19 protein-coding genes are annotated in these 18,113 nt (G+C 38.5%); all 19 read left to right on the top strand.

Features of this window, described 5'->3' with window-relative positions; translation table 11 throughout:
* Nucleotides 1-28 precede the first annotated feature (28 nt).
* The 19 genes from rpiB to murA all read left to right on the top strand — a co-directional run bounded on the left by rpiB (nucleotide 29) and on the right by murA (nucleotide 17,727).
* Entirely contained in the window at nucleotides 29-466 is a 438-nt protein-coding gene (rpiB, locus tag CUC15_RS17600; protein ID WP_114917919.1) for a ribose 5-phosphate isomerase B, read from the top strand.
* Nucleotides 467-526: 60 nt separating this feature from the next.
* Entirely contained in the window at nucleotides 527-1,099 is a 573-nt protein-coding gene (locus tag CUC15_RS17595; protein WP_114917918.1) for a TIGR01440 family protein, read from the top strand.
* A gap of 126 nt (nucleotides 1,100-1,225) precedes the next feature.
* Nucleotides 1,226-2,470 (top strand): serine hydroxymethyltransferase, encoded by a 1,245-nt coding sequence (locus tag CUC15_RS17590; RefSeq protein WP_114917917.1) that lies wholly within the window; start codon nucleotides 1,226-1,228, stop codon nucleotides 2,468-2,470.
* A gap of 132 nt (nucleotides 2,471-2,602) precedes the next feature.
* Nucleotides 2,603-3,232, top strand: a complete 630-nt coding sequence (gene upp, locus CUC15_RS17585; protein WP_114917916.1) for a uracil phosphoribosyltransferase — start codon at nucleotides 2,603-2,605, stop codon at nucleotides 3,230-3,232.
* Nucleotides 3,233-3,328: 96 nt separating this feature from the next.
* Nucleotides 3,329-4,444: a non-hydrolyzing UDP-N-acetylglucosamine 2-epimerase gene (gene wecB, locus CUC15_RS17580; protein WP_114917915.1), complete on the top strand. Its 1,116-nt coding sequence runs from the start codon at nucleotides 3,329-3,331 to the stop codon at nucleotides 4,442-4,444.
* A gap of 120 nt (nucleotides 4,445-4,564) precedes the next feature.
* A complete protein-coding gene (locus CUC15_RS20170) occupies nucleotides 4,565-4,720 on the top strand; it encodes a hypothetical protein (protein WP_162800356.1) in 156 nt (51 codons plus the stop codon).
* A gap of 117 nt (nucleotides 4,721-4,837) precedes the next feature.
* Complete coding sequence (locus CUC15_RS17575; RefSeq protein WP_114917914.1) at nucleotides 4,838-7,015, top strand: S8 family serine peptidase; 2,178 nt, start codon at nucleotides 4,838-4,840, stop codon at nucleotides 7,013-7,015.
* Between the two features lie 664 nt (nucleotides 7,016-7,679).
* Nucleotides 7,680-8,075: an ATP synthase subunit I gene (locus tag CUC15_RS17570; RefSeq protein ID WP_114917913.1), complete on the top strand. Its 396-nt coding sequence runs from the start codon at nucleotides 7,680-7,682 to the stop codon at nucleotides 8,073-8,075.
* A gap of 59 nt (nucleotides 8,076-8,134) precedes the next feature.
* Complete coding sequence (gene atpB / locus CUC15_RS17565; protein ID WP_114917912.1) at nucleotides 8,135-8,857, top strand: F0F1 ATP synthase subunit A; 723 nt, start codon at nucleotides 8,135-8,137, stop codon at nucleotides 8,855-8,857.
* Nucleotides 8,858-8,902: 45 nt separating this feature from the next.
* Entirely contained in the window at nucleotides 8,903-9,115 is a 213-nt protein-coding gene (atpE, locus tag CUC15_RS17560; protein WP_114917911.1) for a F0F1 ATP synthase subunit C, read from the top strand.
* Between the two features lie 142 nt (nucleotides 9,116-9,257).
* The gene (gene atpF, locus CUC15_RS17555) at nucleotides 9,258-9,782 is read left to right on the top strand and encodes a F0F1 ATP synthase subunit B (RefSeq protein WP_114917910.1); all 525 of its coding nucleotides are present in this window, start codon (nucleotides 9,258-9,260) and stop codon (nucleotides 9,780-9,782) included.
* Entirely contained in the window at nucleotides 9,779-10,321 is a 543-nt protein-coding gene (locus CUC15_RS17550; RefSeq protein WP_114917909.1) for a F0F1 ATP synthase subunit delta, read from the top strand. Before atpF ends, CUC15_RS17550 begins: the two co-directional genes overlap by 4 nt.
* 21 nt (nucleotides 10,322-10,342) lie before the next feature.
* A complete protein-coding gene (gene atpA / locus CUC15_RS17545) occupies nucleotides 10,343-11,854 on the top strand; it encodes a F0F1 ATP synthase subunit alpha (protein ID WP_114917908.1) in 1,512 nt (503 codons plus the stop codon).
* A 171-nt stretch (nucleotides 11,855-12,025) separates the two neighbouring features.
* The gene (atpG, locus tag CUC15_RS17540; protein ID WP_114917907.1) at nucleotides 12,026-12,886 is read left to right on the top strand and encodes an ATP synthase F1 subunit gamma; all 861 of its coding nucleotides are present in this window, start codon (nucleotides 12,026-12,028) and stop codon (nucleotides 12,884-12,886) included.
* Between the two features lie 74 nt (nucleotides 12,887-12,960).
* Nucleotides 12,961-14,364: a F0F1 ATP synthase subunit beta gene (gene atpD / locus CUC15_RS17535; RefSeq protein WP_114917906.1), complete on the top strand. Its 1,404-nt coding sequence runs from the start codon at nucleotides 12,961-12,963 to the stop codon at nucleotides 14,362-14,364.
* Nucleotides 14,365-14,442: 78 nt separating this feature from the next.
* A complete protein-coding gene (locus CUC15_RS17530; protein ID WP_114917905.1) occupies nucleotides 14,443-14,844 on the top strand; it encodes a F0F1 ATP synthase subunit epsilon in 402 nt (133 codons plus the stop codon).
* Nucleotides 14,845-15,294: 450 nt separating this feature from the next.
* Nucleotides 15,295-15,525 (top strand): DUF1146 family protein, encoded by a 231-nt coding sequence (locus tag CUC15_RS17525; RefSeq protein ID WP_114917904.1) that lies wholly within the window; start codon nucleotides 15,295-15,297, stop codon nucleotides 15,523-15,525.
* 119 nt (nucleotides 15,526-15,644) lie between these two features.
* A complete protein-coding gene (locus tag CUC15_RS17520; RefSeq protein WP_114917903.1) occupies nucleotides 15,645-16,361 on the top strand; it encodes a YwmB family TATA-box binding protein in 717 nt (238 codons plus the stop codon).
* Nucleotides 16,362-16,395: 34 nt separating this feature from the next.
* Nucleotides 16,396-17,727: a UDP-N-acetylglucosamine 1-carboxyvinyltransferase gene (murA, locus tag CUC15_RS17515; protein ID WP_114917902.1), complete on the top strand. Its 1,332-nt coding sequence runs from the start codon at nucleotides 16,396-16,398 to the stop codon at nucleotides 17,725-17,727.
* Nucleotides 17,728-18,113: the final 386 nt, after the last annotated feature.

The raw sequence follows: 18,113 nt of genomic DNA, 5'->3' as shown, positions 1-18,113 counted from the left end.
AATGACATACGAAAGAGGAGGAAAAAACATGAAGGTAATTATTACTGGAGATCATGCAGGGATGACATTAAGAAATGAATTAAAGAATTTATTGGAAGAAATGGATATCGAATACGAGGACACTGGCTGTACCTGTGAAACCTCTGTCGATTATCCGGATTACGCTCTGCCAGCTGCAGAGCGAGTAGCAAAGGGTGAATTTGATCGTGGTATTTTTATTTGTGGAACAGGCATCGGTATGTCAATAGCTGCAAATAAAGTAAATGGAATCCGAGCAACAGTTGTACATGATATTTATAGCGCAAAGTTAACTCGTCAGCATAATAATACAAATGTTATTACAATGGGTGAGCGTGTGATTGGACCCGGATTGGCAAGAGAAATTGCAAAAACATGGCTAGAAACAGAATTTGAAGCCGGTCGTCATGCGAATCGTCTTGGAAAAATTGCGAACTACGAAGGATAATAAGAATGGATGACCAAGTCACTGGGGACTTGGTCATTTAAAAATGATGAGGTGTAAGTAGTGGAAAATATAATTCAAAATATAAAGCATGATATTGAGGCAGTAGCTAATGAATGGCTAGAAAGCAATCATCTGCATCTTGATGAAGTATTTGTGATTGGCTGCTCAACAAGTGAGGTAATTGGTAAGCATATCGGGACTTCTGGTAGTGAAGCAGTTGCAAGCAGCATCTTTTCTGCTATGAAAAGGCTAAAGCAAACTAAAAATGTTCATCTTGCTTTTCAATGCTGTGAGCATTTAAATCGCTCCCTTGTCGTAGAAAGAGAAACAATGCAGGTCTATCGCCTTGAAGAAGTATCTGCCGTTCCAGTCCCAACAGCTGGCGGTTCGATGGCATCATACGCATACAAACACATGGAGGACCCTGTTGTTGTTGAATATATTCAAGCCAGTGCTGGAATCGATATTGGAGAAACAATGATTGGGATGCATATGAAGCATGTTGCTGTACCATTACGCTTTACGCAACGGACGATTGGTGAAGCGAGAGTAACTGGTGCATTTAGCAGGCCAAAACTAATTGGTGGTAAACGAGCGAATTACGAAAATACAAGAGAAAAGAACATGAAATAGCAATGAAAATTTATTAGTAATCAGGACTTCTTAGAATAATCTGTTATTTAGGTTTCAATTTAATGAGGAAAAGGCTACAATGATACTATAGTAGTTCTATTTATAATCTGCATAGGGGGAATTCAAATGGAATATGTAAAACAATCAGATCCGGAAGTATTTGCAGCAATTCAAGCAGAAAAAAAACGTCAGCAGGATAATATTGAACTAATTGCGTCGGAAAATTTTGTTTCTGAAGCAGTCATGGAAGCTATGGGTTCTGTACTGACAAATAAGTATGCTGAAGGCTACCCTGGAAGAAGATATTATGGCGGTTGTGAGCATGTCGATGTTGTAGAGAATTTAGCTAGGGATCGTGCGAAGCAATTATTTGGTGCGGAACATGTTAATGTTCAGCCCCATTCTGGTGCGCAAGCAAATATGGCAGTTTATTTTACAGTTCTAGAGCAAGGAGATACGGTTTTAGGTATGAATCTAAATCACGGTGGACATTTGACTCATGGAAGCCCTGTGAACTTTAGCGGGAAGCAATATAACTTTGTAGATTATGGAGTAGATAAAGAAACAGAACAGATTGATTATGATGTTGTATTAGAGAAGGCAAAAGAAGTGAAGCCAAAACTTATTGTTGCTGGTGCATCTGCATACTCTCGTGCGATTGATTTTGCTAGAATAAAGGAAATTGCAGATGAGGTTGATGCGCTCTTCATGGTAGATATGGCACATATCGCTGGATTAGTTGCAGCTGGCTACCATCAAAACCCAGTTGAGTATGCTGATTTTGTTACTACGACGACACATAAAACATTAAGAGGCCCACGTGGCGGAATCATTATGTGCAAAGAAAAATATGCAAAACAAATCGATAAATCTGTATTTCCAGGAATCCAAGGTGGCCCACTGATGCATATCATTGCAGCTAAGGCAGTAGCATTTAAAGAAGCTTTATCACCTGAATTCAACACATACGTTAATAATATTATTGAAAATGCGAAGGCACTGAGTGATGCTTTAACGGAAGAAGGATTAAGAATTGTTTCAGGTGGAACGGATAATCATTTATTGCTTGTTGATGTAACAACACTAGGTTTGACAGGTAAAGTAGCAGAGAAAGTACTTGATGATATTGGCATTACAACGAATAAAAATACAATTCCATTCGATACCGAGAGTCCATTTGTAACAAGTGGCATTCGTATTGGAACGGCGGCTGTCACCACACGTGGATTTGGAGCAGAAGAGATGAAGGAGATAGCATTGATTATCGCCCTGTCATTGAAAAACCCCGAGGATGAAACAATACAAAGTGAAGCCAAAGAACGTGTACAAGCATTAACTAGTAAATTTGTTTTATATGGGCAATTAGCTTAAAATAAAAGGGACTTTCCTGTTGGAAAGTCCCTTTTATATTTTCTTTTCGACAATTTTCTCAGATTACTTGAAAGCTACTCTTATTTTCAGTACAATTTTAAGGATATCATTATTTGAAGGAGTGAACGGTGAATGGGTAATGTTTTTGTATTAGATCATCCGTTAATTCAACATAAATTAACGTTTATTAGAGATAAAAACACAGGAACAAAAGAATTTCGTGAACTAGTAGATGAAGTAGCAATGTTAATGGCATTTGAGATTACGAGAGATTTACCAGTAAAAGAGGTAGAGATCGATACTCCAGTAACTAGTACAAGCACAAAGGTTTTAGCAGGTAAGAAAATTGGTTTAGTTCCGATTCTGCGTGCAGGACTTGGCATGGTTGATGGCGTTCGGAAGCTGATTCCAGCTGCAAAAGTTGGACATGTTGGTCTGTATCGTGATCCGGAAACATTGAAACCTGTTGAATATTATATTAAATTACCATCTGATATTTCTGAGCGTGAATTAATTGTTATTGATCCAATGCTTGCTACTGGTGGTTCAGCAAATGACGCAATCCATTCACTTAAAAAGCGCGGTGCACAACATATTCGATTGATGTGTTTAGTTGCAGCTCCAGAAGGCGTCGAAGTAATTAAAAAAGAACATCCAGATGTAGATATCTATCTAGCAGCAATGGATGAGAAACTTAATGAAGAAGGTTATATCGTCCCAGGATTAGGTGACGCAGGAGACCGTTTATTCGGAACAAAATAGGGTGCCTGGCACTTCCCGAGTTTTTCTTGAAAGGCTTTTGGGAAGTATTTTTACGAAGGGCTCCACTAATAAAGGAACTTGGAGTGAGAAATTAAAATGGCGAAACGTATTAAAGTAATGACTATCTTTGGAACAAGACCAGAAGCGATTAAAATGGCGCCACTTGTTTTAGAATTAAACAAACGCTCTGATGAATTTGAGTCGATTGTAACGGTAACCGCACAACATCGGGAGATGCTTGATCAAGTACTTGATATATTTGGCATTACACCTGACTATGATTTAAATATCATGAAGAAGCAGCAAACATTAGCGCAAATCACAACTCGTGCATTAGAAGGTCTTGATGAAGTGATGAAGAAGGTGCAACCCGATATCGTCCTTGTGCATGGGGACACGAGTACGACTTTCGCAGGCTCACTTGCAGCTTACTATAATCAAATTGCAGTCGGTCACGTGGAAGCAGGTCTTCGCACATGGAATAAATACTCTCCATTTCCTGAGGAGATGAACCGCCAGCTTACAGGTGTAATGGCTGACTTACACTTTTCACCGACAGAAAAATCAAAGCAAAATCTTTTAGATGAAAATAAACCAGAAGACCGTATTTACATTACAGGAAATACGGCAATTGATGCGCTGAAGACGACGGTTAATAAGGATTATTCAAGTCCAATAATTGATGAACTTGGTGATAAGCGACTTGTATTGATGACAGCACACAGGCGTGAAAACCTTGGCAGTAATATGCAGCAAATGTTTCGTGCGATTAAACGGTTGGTGGAAACACATGACGATATCAAAGTTGTCTATCCTGTTCACTTAAATCCAGTTGTCCAAGAAACAGCGAATGAGATTTTAGGAAATGATGATCGAATTCAATTAATCGATCCACTAGATGTAGTTGACTTCCATAATTTCGCTGCACATGCATACCTAATCTTAACGGATTCCGGTGGTGTACAAGAAGAGGCTCCATCACTAGGAGTTCCAGTACTTGTACTTCGTGATACAACGGAACGACCAGAAGGAATTGACGCAGGAACACTGAAATTAGTTGGTACTGACGAGGATACAATTTACAATGTTGCAAATGAACTCCTTTCAGACAAAGCTGTACATGATAAAATGGCAAAAGCATCGAATCCATACGGTGATGGTGAAGCATCCCGAAGAATTGCGGATGCGATTGTCGAGTATTTTAATAAGTAATTTAAAGAAGGGCTGTTATCCTATTGGTAACAGCCCTTTTAGCTTCCTTCTCTAACTAATCATCATCCTCCCATCAGCTGAATATGGTAATAGTAAGAGCTATAGGGAGGAGGAGATATAATGCCAACGAATCAAAAGAAACAAAGCGATTATGATTTGTATGAATACAAAGAAAGAATTGCCAACATGATAAATGAAGGAGGGCTGGGAGTTTCTGCGCATTATAACTATGAAATGCAACAAAAGGAAGACTCGAAACTTCAAACTGAAAAATGAGGAGAGTAATCCGAATCTGAGTCAAGCCTGGCGAAACCAACACCGTAACATACAAATTTAGAATGTATATTTTCCCCGCTCAGCTGAAAACTAAGCAGTAAAAAGGGGCAATTTCATATGCGTAACTTCATCTTTTTAACAATATGTCTTGCAATTATTTTCATCTATTTTCCAATGTCAGTCCAAGCATCCAGGCCCCTTGAGTCAGTTATTATCGAAGTAGAAGGAGACCCAAAGGAACATAAGGAATACATCGAACAGTATCATCCATTTGTTGAAGTAATCGCTACGTATGAAAAATTATTTAACGGACTCGCATTAAAAGGATCAGCAGATAAATTAGCGAGAATGGAATCTTTGACCTTTATTAAAGCAATTCATCAAGTGCAAACCTATAAAACCCAGTCTCAAATAATTAAAAGTCCAAATGAATCGTTAAAAAATCTTGTTCTCCCTTCCGATTTAAATACGACAAAGTATACGGGAAAGGGAGTGAAGGTTGGTGTTATCGATACAGGTATCGACTATAATCATGAAGACCTGCAGAAAAATTACCAATCTGGATATGATTTAGTAGACCTTGATAAAGACCCGATGGAAACTATACCGAGCGAAGGCATCCCAACACTTCACGGCTCTCACGTGGCAGGGATTATTGCAGCTAATGGGAATTTGAAAGGGGTAGCACCAGACGCAGAAATTTTTGCATACCGTGCACTAGGACCAGGTGGGGCAGGTACTTCAGTCCAAGTTATTGCGGCAATGGAACAAGCGGTGAAAGATGGGGTGGATGTGATTAACTTATCGCTTGGAAATTCTGTAAATGGACCGGATTATCCAACGAGTGTCGCAGTAAATCGGGCAATCGAGCTCGGGATACCAGTTGTCATTGCCAATGGTAATAGTGGTCCAAATAATTGGACAGTTGGTGCGCCAGCTACAGCAGAGAAAGCCTTGTCTGTAGGTGCATTAACAAATCCGCAGCTGGTTCCCTTTCTCTTTGAGGCAATTTCAAATAAAGAAATTCCCCTAACAGAGATGATCGACTCCTCTCCTTGGAATCTTGAAAAATCATATCCAATTGTTGATGGTCAGCTGGGAACTGCGCAAATGTACGGAAAAATAGCAGTCTTTAAAAGGGGAGATATTCCTTTTTATCAAATGGCAAAAAGTTCAGAGGAAAATGGTGCTGTTGCCGCATTAATCTATAACAATAAAGAGGAGGTCTTTCAAGGTTCGATCGAAAGCAGGGAGGGAGCCGTAACAATACCGGTTGCAGCTATTTCGAAACAAGACGGTGAATGGTTAATGAAGCAATTAGAAGAAAAGGCATCTTACGTTGAAACTGTATACAAAGAAACAGAAAGCACGATTGCCCCCTTTAGCTCACGCGGGCCGGTTACGATAAATTGGAATATAAAACCGGATATACTCGCACCGGGTACCAATATATTGAGTACCGTTCCTGGAGGCTATCAAGCACTTCAAGGGACAAGTATGGCGGCACCACATGTTACTGGAGTTATCGCGCTGATTAAAGAAGCGCATCCAGACTGGACAGTCGAGCAAATATTTAATGCAATTCGAACGACAGCTGCACCTATTGCTAAAGAAGGAAAGCTGGTTGATCCAATTGAACAAGGGATGGGGAGCATACGACCACTTGATGCAATAAATACACCGCTAATCATTCATGGTGCACAATTGGCCTTTGGACAAATTGAGGACTATAAGGAGTCAAAAACTCTCGAAATAGAGATTGAGAATACAACAAATGAAACACAAACATATACCTTTGATATTCCGAAAAAGGACAAAGGATTAACATGGAAGTTACCGCAACGTTTTACAGTAAGAGAACACGAAACAAAAAGCCTTCCGATTGAATTGCAAATCACAACCCCACAATTGGATAAAGGAATTCATCAAGGCTGGCTGACATTAAACCAAGACAATAAATCATATATGCTGCCATACTTATTTATTAATCAATCTGCTGACAATCCTAAAGCAATGGGATTCGAATTTTCATTAAAACCCTTTTCTGAGGAAACCTATCAATACAATTTGTATCTAACAGAACAAGTAGAGCGAGTAGAAGTTGATCTATATACTCCAGATTCCCTTTTATTCAATCGTAACTTGCTGGAAGTAAAAGAATTAAAAGTTGGGATGAATACGGGAGAAATTAGGAAGGATGAGATCGGTAAACCAGGCAATTATGTGGCAGTAATCACCGTTATTTTAGAAGATGGAGATTATGAAAGTCATGAGGTGCCTTTAACAATAGAATAAAAGGACAAAGACGCAGTTCTAATGCAGATGTAAATTGTCATATTTTAGACAAAATCTCATTTATATTGAAAAAATAGCCAGTTGGTCAGTAAATAGCGAAACGTATGCTATTTACTGACCTAAAATTATGCATAAAAAATTAAATCGCCATGGCGACTATCCAATCAAGTGGTGAGGTATGGTATTGGGAAAAATGGTGAATAATTATTAGTAAAGAACTGCAACAATTTTATAAATAGATTGAATTTATATTAACGACAATTGAAAGTTAAATTAAGGGGAATTAACCTCCAATATCCATTGACAAATAAGGGTATGCTAATGTAAACTTACTTAGTGTGAGATGATAAGGTTTTCATATGAAGATTAGGACAATTGTAATAATAAGAAAATGGTTATTATACATAGGATTTGAGGTCTGTTTTACAAATATTTTCATCTCCACACGTAGTATTATTCTCTTGCTCCTGAAGTGGGTATATCTATTGTGCTGTTTTACTAGGGATTATATGATAGTTCTAAACAGAAATAGCAGATTTTAGAAATATGAGATTTTCTCATTGCAGTGCAGACGATGGCTGTTACTTAATGACCTAGTAACAACCAAGTTTTCTAGTGAACTTAGAACCACTGCCTAAGTTCCGAATATAGGAGAGTAGAGTGAATGATGTACGAATATGGAAGTATCGTAACGAGGCAACGAAAGTGGATGCTCTATCTTCTGGCAATTCTAGTTCTTGGGGCTGCTTTTACACCCTATTCTCGCATTTTTCAAGGTCTGCTATTAGGAAGTATCGTAAGTTTTTATAATTTATGGTTATTGCAGCACAAAACAAAGGCGTTAGGGGAGGCAGTTGCAGAAAGTAGGTCCGTACGTGGAGGGCTAGGAACATTCTCCAGACTTGCTGCAGTTGCATTAACTGTTTTAATTGCGCTTCGATTTGAGGAGAACTTTCATTTCATTGCGGTAGTTATCGGGATTGTCTCTTCCTATATAATTATGGGACTAGATATTCTGTTTCGCATGGTTACGGGCAGAAACAACCGATCAGGTAATTAATGCTAACACGAAAGTGGGAGTAAATGCTTAAGAATAATAGTGTAAAGGGGTGAGAAAAATTGAATCATACAAATCCAATAGTTGAAGATGTGTTTGGAATTTCTTGGCTTGATTTTAACCTGTCCAACGTATTCATGATGGCAGTCGTTACTTTAATTGTCTTTGTCTTTTGTACATGGGCAAGTCGTAAGCTGCAAATGAAGCCAACAGGGATGCAGAACTTTATGGAATGGATAATTGAGTTTGTCAAAGGAATCATTGGCGATACGATGGATTGGAAGACAGGTAAAGTATTCTTACCACTTGGTTTAACATTAATTCTTTACATATTTGTCAGCAACATTGTTGGGGTAATAACAGTTGGGGTTGTCGGACATGATTTATGGTGGAAATCACCAACCGCCGATGCGACACTAACACTAACCCTTTCAGCAATGGTCGTCATGTTAACACATTTCTATGGCATAAAGGTCAACGGCGCAAAGAGTTATTTTAAAACGTTTGTCAGCCCGGTGCCATTAATGCTGCCATTTAAAATAATTGAGGAATTCACCAACACTTTAACATTGGGTCTTCGGTTATTTGGTAATATTTATGCAGGTGAAATTCTTCTAAGTTTACTTGTAGGGCTTGCAACTTCCAGTGTATTTGGATTCTTTGGTGCGGCACTTCCGATGTTGGCTTGGCAAGGATTCAGTTTATTTATCGGTGGTATTCAAGCATTTGTATTTACGATGTTAACAATGGTTTACATGTCTCATAAAGTGAGCAAAGACCATTAATAAAAACATATATAAAGGTTTAACAATAAAAGGAGGAATTATTAAATGGGAGCTTTAGCAGCAGCAATCGCAATTGGACTAGCAGCATTAGGTGCAGGTCTAGGTAACGGGATGATCGTTAGTAAAACAGTGGAAGGTATTGCGCGTCAACCAGAATTGAAAGGTTCACTTCAAACAACAATGTTTATTGGGGTAGCACTAGTAGAGGCGATTCCAATTATCGCAGCAGTTATTGCATTTATGGTTGTATTCCAATAATAAGTAAAATAAAAAAAGAGTGGCGAGGTTCATCTTATGCGAATCTTCGCCATTGCTTTATGTAAAACATTTTGTACAACATATTGAAATTAATGACTGATCTAATAGATTAACATGAGTACCTATGAAAGGAGTGGAGTCTGTGCATTCATACGTTGGCCTTTTAACACTAGGCGCAGTTGGAGGATTTAGATTGGGTGATATGGCAGCTCAATTATTCTTCTTCCTTCTATTACTCTGGTTATTGAAAAAATTTGCTTGGGGCCCCCTCATGAACACGATGCAAAAACGTGAGGAATATGTCGCAAGTGAAATAGAATCTGCTGAGAAGAACCGTTTAGAAGCTGAAGCCGCTTCGAAACAAGCAGCAGAACAACTAAATCAAGTAAGACAAGAAGCGCAAAAAATGATTGAAGATGCGAAAAACGCAGGACTTAAGCAGGAACAAGATATTATTGAAGCAGCACGTCTCGAAGCAAGTCGCATCAAGGAACAAGCACAAAAAGATATTCAAAATGAAAAAGAGCAAGCAATCCAAGCACTACAAGCCCAAGTTGCCTCACTATCTGTATTGATTGCAAGTAAAGTAATTGAAAAAGAAATTACTGCTGGGGATCAAGAAAAATTAATCAATGAGTATATTAAAGAGGTAGGAGAAGAGCGATGAGTGAAACGGTTGTTGCAAAACGTTATGCAGAAGCACTTTTTCAACTTGGTATCGAAAAGAATAATTTGGAAGAGCTTGTAACAGAATTCACAGCAGTTCGGGACGTATTTCAAGATAATAAGGAATTGAAATTATTTCTATTGCATCCTGCAGTTAGTAGTGAGAAGAAGAAAGAGCTTATTGCTGAATCTTTTACAAATCTGCAAAAAGATGTTGTAAATACATTGAAATTACTTATTGATCGTCATCGTATAGAGATTGTTCCAACTATTATCAACGAATTTATTCTATTGGTTAATAATGCAAAAGGAATGGTGGAAGCGACTGTATATTCGACACGAGCATTAACAGAAAATGAAAAATATGAATTAGAACTATCCTTCGCGAAGCGATTAAATAAAACTGCAGTTAAGTTTGATAATAAAATAGATTCTTCCTTAATTGGAGGCATTAAAATTCGTGTAGGCAACACGATTTATGATGGAAGCCTAAGCGGAAAGTTAAAAAACATCGAACGGAAATTAAAGACTGCGAACTAATGATGTAAGGGGTGAAATGGTATGAGCATTAATGCTGAAGAAATCAGTACACTTATAAAAAAGCAAATTGAATCGTATGATTCAGATATTGAAGTAAGTGATGTTGGAACAGTTATAACTGTTGGGGATGGTATTGCACGTGCACATGGCCTCGATAATGCAATGGCTGGTGAACTATTAGAATTCTCCAATGGAGTAATGGGTCTGGCACAAAACCTTGAAGAAAATAACGTCGGTATCGTAATCTTAGGACCATACACAGGGATTAGAGAAGGCGATGAAGTTCGTCGTACTGGACGTATCATGCAAGTACCAGTTGGTGAGGAACTTCTAGGACGTGTTGTAAACCCACTTGGACAACCAATCGATGGCAGAGGACCAATTGAAACAACCAAATCACGTCCAATCGAAGCACAAGCACCTGGTGTAATGGATCGTAAATCAGTTGATGAACCATTACAAACTGGAATTAAAGCAATTGACGCACTTGTACCAATTGGTAGAGGTCAACGTGAGTTAATCATCGGTGACCGTCAAACAGGGAAAACGACTGTAGCGGTCGATACAATCATTAACCAAAAAGATCAAGACATGATTTGTATCTATGTAGCAATCGGCCAAAAGGAATCAACAGTAAGAGGTACCGTTGAGACATTACGCAGATATGGCGCATTGGATTATACTATCGTTGTAACTGCTGGTGCATCAGATCCTGCACCATTATTATACCTTGCTCCATACGCTGGTGTAGCAATGGGTGAGGAATTCATGTATAACGGCAAGCATGTACTTGTTGTTTATGATGACTTATCAAAACAAGCAACTGCATATCGTGAACTTTCTTTACTATTACGTCGTCCTCCAGGTCGTGAAGCATTCCCAGGGGATGTATTCTACTTACATTCACGTTTATTGGAACGTGCGGCTAAATTGAGTGATGCATTAGGCGGTGGTTCATTAACTGCATTGCCATTCGTTGAAACACAAGCAGGAGACATTGCAGCATATATTCCAACGAACGTAATTTCAATTACGGATGGACAAATTTTCTTGCAGTCTGATCTATTCTTCTCTGGTGTACGTCCAGCGATTAACGCAGGATTATCTGTATCCCGTGTAGGTGGATCTGCGCAAATCAAGGCGATGAAGAAGGTTGCTGGTACATTACGTCTAGACCTTGCTTCTTATCGTGAATTAGAATCTTTCTCACAATTCGGCTCTGACCTTGATAAAGCAACACAAGCGAAGCTAAACCGTGGAGAGCGTACAGTAGAAGTATTAAAACAAGGATTGCATAAGCCATTAGTTGTTGAAAAACAAGTAATGATCCTATATGCATTAACGAAAGGATTCTTAGATGATATTGCTGTAGAAGATATCCTTCGTTTTGAAAGTGAAATGAATACATGGTTAGATTCGAATCGCCCTGAATTATTAGCTACTATCCGAGACACTGGTAAGTTGCCAGAGGATAGTGAAATGAAGGATGCAATCGAATCATTTAAACATACATTTTTGCCAACAAGCAATTAATTCAGCAAGCATAGACACCCGTAAATCACGGGAATTGTTCTAAATAGATAAACATGAGGGACAAAGAGGCGATCAGAAAAGGATGGAATAATGGAACGTAAGAGATTTAATTCATTGCTACCATTCCCCATTTCTGTCCTCTAACCTAGTTAGAAAGTGTGGTGAAAAAGCTTGGCATCACTAAGAGATATTAAAACGCGAATCGACTCAACGAAAAAGACAAAGCAAATTACTGGCGCGATGGAGCTTGTATCTGCATCGAAAATGAGCAGGGCTGAACGGAATGCAAAGGGCTATGTGCCATATAGCGAAAAAATCCAGGAAGTTGTCGCGAATATTGCGAATTCCAGTATTGATGTATCCCATCCTATGTTAAGAAAGCGCGAAGTTAAAAAGACAGGATATCTTGTCATCACTTCTGATAAAGGATTGGTCGGAGGATATAATAGCCACATTCTAAAGAAACTGAATCAAGCTATATCGGAACGCCACGGGTCAAAGGATGAATTTACGATCATTGTGATGGGACGAAAAGGATATGAATATTGTAAAAAACGCGACTTACCGGTTTCTAAAAGCATTTTAGGTGTAGCTGATCAACCAGTATTTGCTGATATTAAAGACATTGCACAAGAAACAGTACAAATGTTTATCGATGAAGAGATTGATGAGTTAAACATTGTTTACAATCATTACATAAGTGCAATTTCTCAAGAGCCAACAATGAAGAAATTGTTGCCAATTGAGGATTTGCATGAGCATGGAAGTACAACAAGTGATTATGAATTCGAACCAGGCCGTGATGAAATCTTGCAAGTTTTATTACCGCAATATGCGGAAAGTCTTATATTCGGTGCATTACTGGATGGTAAAGCAAGTGAGCATGCAGCTAGTATGACGGCGATGCGTAGTGCAACTGATAATGCGGGAGAACTTATCGACGACTTATCATTGACCTATAACCGTGCACGTCAAGCGGCGATTACACAAGAAATAACAGAAATAAGTGGTGGAGTAGCAGCGCTTGAATAGCAGAGCAAAAGCGTAGGCGTTGGAGCTGGACGTGCTTCTACCGCCGATAAAGATTAGAGCTAGGAGGGAAATCGATGAGTAAGGGACATGTAACACAAGTAATGGGACCTGTAGTTGACGTTCGATTCGACGATAACGCATTGCCCGAAATTTATAATGCGTTAACCGTACAAATTGAAACAGAAGCAGCAAGTTCACAACTTACTTTAGAAGTAGCGCTACATTTAGGCGATGGTAATGTGCGGACGATTGCCATGTCATCAACAGATGGTCTAAAGCGTGGAGCAGTTGTAGAAAACTTAGGCAGACCAATCTCCGTTCCAGTTGGGGATGTAACATTAGGACGAGTATTTAACGTTTTAGGTGAGAAAATTGATTTAGATGCACCACTTCCAGAAGGAGTACGTCTAGATCCAATTCACCGTGACGCTCCTAAGTTCGAAAACTTATCAACAAATACGGAAATTCTTGAAACAGGTATTAAAGTAGTTGATTTATTAGCACCATATATTAAAGGTGGTAAAATCGGTTTATTCGGTGGTGCGGGTGTTGGAAAAACCGTACTAATTCAAGAATTAATTAATAATATTGCCCAAGAGCATGGTGGTATCTCAGTGTTTGCTGGTGTAGGTGAGCGAACACGTGAAGGAAATGACCTTTATTATGAAATGAAGGACTCTGGCGTAATTACAAAAACTGCGATGGTATTTGGCCAGATGAACGAGCCACCTGGTGCACGTATGCGAGTTGCTTTAACTGGACTTACTATGGCTGAATATTTCCGTGATGAACAAGGACAAGACGTACTACTCTTTATCGATAACATTTTCCGATTTACACAAGCAGGTTCAGAGGTATCCGCACTACTTGGTCGTATGCCATCTGCAGTAGGTTACCAACCAACACTTGCAACGGAAATGGGACAGTTACAAGAGCGAATTACATCAACTGATAAAGGTTCAGTAACATCGATTCAGGCGATTTACGTACCTGCCGATGACTATACTGACCCGGCACCTGCGACAACTTTCGCACACTTAGATGCAACAACTAACTTGGATCGTAAGCTTTCAGAGCAAGGTATCTATCCTGCAGTGGATCCACTAGCATCGACATCACGTGCACTTGATCCGGAAATTGTTGGAGAAGAACATTATCGTGTAGCTACAGAGGTACAACAAACACTTCAACGTTACCGTGAATTACAAGATATTATTGCTATCTTAGGTATGGATGAATTAGGAGACGAAGACAAGCTTGTTGTAGCTCGTGCTCGCCGAATCCAATTCTTCCTATCACAAAACTTCCATGTTGCTGAACAGTTTACTGGTCAAAAGGGTTCTTATGTGCCAGTTCAAGAAACTGTACAAGGATTTAAAGAAATTCTTGAAGGTAAGCATGATGACCTACCTGAGGATGCGTTCCGTTTAGTAGGACGAATTGAAGAAGTTATAGAAAAAGCAAAAGGAATGGAATAAAAGGCATATCGAGGAAATGAGTGCATCGATCCAAAAGATCATGCCTCGTTTTTTCGGGAGTCATAGGAGGGGTTACACCTGAAAACTCTAACAGTGAGTGTTGTTACTCCTAGTGGTCCAGTTTTGGAAGACGATTTTGAAATGGTTGTCTGTAAAGCAGAAAATGGCGAAATTGGTATTTTACCAGATCATATCCCATTAGTTGCTCCTCTATCCATTTCTGCCGTTCGTTTGAAACGCGATGGTGAAGAAAGACACATTGCAGTTAGTGGCGGAATTATGGAGGTAAGTGCGAATAAGGTAACAATTCTTGCACAATCTGCGGAAAAACCAGCTTCAATAGATGTCGGGCGTGCAAAGGAAGCAAAAGCACGGGCAGAACGCCGTTTACAGTCTAAACAGGACAATATTGACTACTTACGGGCGGAATTAGCACTCAAACGAGCAATAAATCGATTGGAAATTAGCGGAGACAAGTAGAACTACCGTTATTCAGAATTTGTAAGTTAAGAAAGATTAATCACTTTCTTAACTAAGAAGTATATCTACGACTTGGAGTCAACCAAGTTTTCTAAGGGATTTACAGAAATAAAAGCGTTGCAACGTCAGTTGTAACGCTTTTGTTAAGTAAAAAACATCAAGCATATTGTTGAGAGAAACCCATCACGACAATAAAGTACAAAGTATTACTTTGTGATTGAATCCATCTTCTTAACAAATTACATCATACAACATTCCCCAAAGACGGTGTCGATATTCCCCGGGAAATGAGATATACAAATATAAAATTTGCTATACAATTACATTTTTCTTTAGAAAACTTGATAATTTAAGTTTCACTTATGCAATATAAAATTATTACCATGTTCTACCAATTAATATGAAATCTGCTTGTACATTTATTAAATTATTTTATCTAGGGTGGTATGGATGTTTTCTATTGGACAATCAGCATTGATAAGTATATTCTCACACCTAATATTTATTTATATCACTTGGCGTTTAGTCATTGTCATGAATTTCGATCCAATTATTAGAAAGGGACACTCAACAGAGGGAAGAATCTTTTTGTTGTTTCTTTCGATTGTAATTGGAACTGGTGTAAGTAAATTTTTCCTGGATATTTTACAATGGTCAGGACAATTAGTATTTCTGTTTTAACCAATATTCTACTAATCTCTTATGTAATTAGAATCTAGGTTCTTGTCGAGAGGTATTTAGTATATTAATAGTTTTCCCTGTTCATACTATAAATAATTAGTAATTAGGGGGAACGTATTATGTGGAGAATACTTTTTATTGTTCTAGTTTTATTGTTTCCAATCAATACGATGGCAAAATCTACGGCATCAGACGAATTAATTGATCTGACAAATTTTTCCATAAGTAATAAGTTGACTATTGAAGAATGGCAAGTCATTATAAAAGAGCAGCTAGAAAAAAATACTGCAGTCGATATTGTTCGTGAACTGGAAAATAGTTATAAAGTCACTATGAGCGAAGATGAAAATATTATACAATATCAAACTGAGGCTACTCTAATAAAGGATATATTTTCGATATCCTACCGAGTTCTCTTACCTAAAGATAACCTAAGCCACCCAGAATTAATCGTAATCCTTGATGGCTATTTTTGGGATGAATATGTAATGGAAATTTATCAGGAAACTATAGAGTCACTAAATAGAAACTATTTTTCTGGAAGAGAAAGTATATTCTCGTGGCTCAAAATCAATCAAGATGATATAATAGAAGATGGTACATTAGAGGATGGAATTATCAACTATTTTAATCTTCAAGAAGTAGAAACACAATTCGATAATATAGAAAATAAAAAGAATGTCATTAAAAAATTCATATATGGGTATACACCATTATGGGATAATAAAATCATGATAAATAATACTGCACAAAATATGCAAATCGCTATTACAGAAGACGAAAAAGGGAATACTGACTATATAATCGGAACACCTATCCTAATACATGAATATTAATATAGTGAAATTGGATCTGAAGGAGATTTGAAACATGGAAAAAATCATCGTAAGAGGCGGACACCAATTAAATGGCACCGTTAAGGTAGAGGGTGCAAAGAATGCAGTGTTACCAGTAATTGCTGCAAGCTTGCTAGCAAGTGAAGGGAAGAGCGTTATCACAGATGTCCCTGTCCTAGCTGACGTCTACACTATTAACGAAGTAATTAGAAACTTGAATGCCGAAGTTGAGTTTAACGCTGAACACAATACAGTAGTTATTGATGCAAGTAATGAACTAGAAACAGAAGCACCATTTGAATTTGTACGTAAAATGCGTGCATCTGTGTTGGTGATGGGACCACTTTTAGCCCGGTATGGACATGCAAATGTTGCAATGCCAGGTGGATGTGCAATCGGATCACGTCCAATTGATTTACACTTAAAAGGCTTCGAGGCTATGGGAGCTGAAATCCACGTTGGTAATGGCTTCGTGGAAGCAAAAGTAAACGGACGTCTTAAGGGTGCAAAGATATACCTTGATATGCCGAGTGTAGGTGCAACGGAAAATATCATGATGGCTGCAGCATTAGCAGAAGGGAAGACGATTATTGAGAATGGTGCAAAAGAGCCTGAAATCGTTGACCTTGCAAACTATTTAAACCAAATGGGTGCGAATATTATCGGTGCTGGAACGGAAACAATCCGTATAGAAGGTGTTGATAAACTGCATGGTGCTGAGCATAGCATCATTCCCGACCGTGTAGAAGCAGGAACGTTCATGGTTGCAGCAGCAATCACAGGCGGTAATGTTTTAATTGAGAATGCTGTTACTGAACATCTTCGTTCTGTTATCTCAAAATTAGAAGAGATGAATGTGACGGTAAAAGAAGAAGGTAATGGGGTTCGTGTTATTGGACCAGAATCAGGAGAGTTAAAATCTACAGACATTAAGACATTGCCATACCCAGGATTCCCTACAGATATGCAATCACAATTAATGGCATTAATGTTGCGGGCCGAGGGTACGAGTGTGCTTACAGAGACAGTGTTCGAGAACAGATTCATGCATGTAGAAGAATTTAGAAGAATGAATGCTCAAATGAAAATTGAAGGTCGCAGTGTCATTATCGAAGGAGCTTCTGATTTACAAGGAGCAGAAGTTGCAGCAACGGATTTACGTGCAGCAGCAGCACTTATCTTGGCAGGTTTAGCGGCTGATGGAGTGACTCGTGTTACAGAGTTGAAGCATCTTGATCGCGGCTATGTTAATTTAGCTGGCAAGCTTGCCGCTCTCGGAGCAGATATTGAACGTATAAATGATACGGATGATACCGTTAAACCAGTCACACAAGAAGAAACGGAATTCGCAACGAAATCATTTTAATTTAACCAAAGTATAATATGCAGTAAAAAAACAGATGGCGAAAGTCATTTGTTTTTTTATGTTGTCTTTAATGATGGCTCTATTTTACAGTCTGCGGTTTTCTATATAAAATGCGGACTAGTGACAATTGTAATTTTAGATCTGAAAGGTCTTACAATTAACAAGAGTTTTCATTCTTTCAATAAAATAACATTGATAGTTAGTGGGTTGGGTATTTTGTGTCTAGATTTTGCACTATCCCAGAGGAAGAAGTACACGAAGACTCCTGCGGGAAGAAGGCTCACCAGCTCCCCTAAGGTGCGCGAAGTGTATTTCTGGAGCAACTAGTAAGAGAGCACTTTACATTAAACTAGTTAGCAGTTTACATCAACTGTTCATCACTTAAG

Source organism: Oceanobacillus zhaokaii (genome assembly GCF_003352005.1).
Lineage (GTDB): Bacteria > Bacillota > Bacilli > Bacillales > Amphibacillaceae > Oceanobacillus > Oceanobacillus zhaokaii.
Note: the sequence above shows the minus strand (reverse complement) of the source record. Positions and strands in the feature narration are given on the sequence as shown.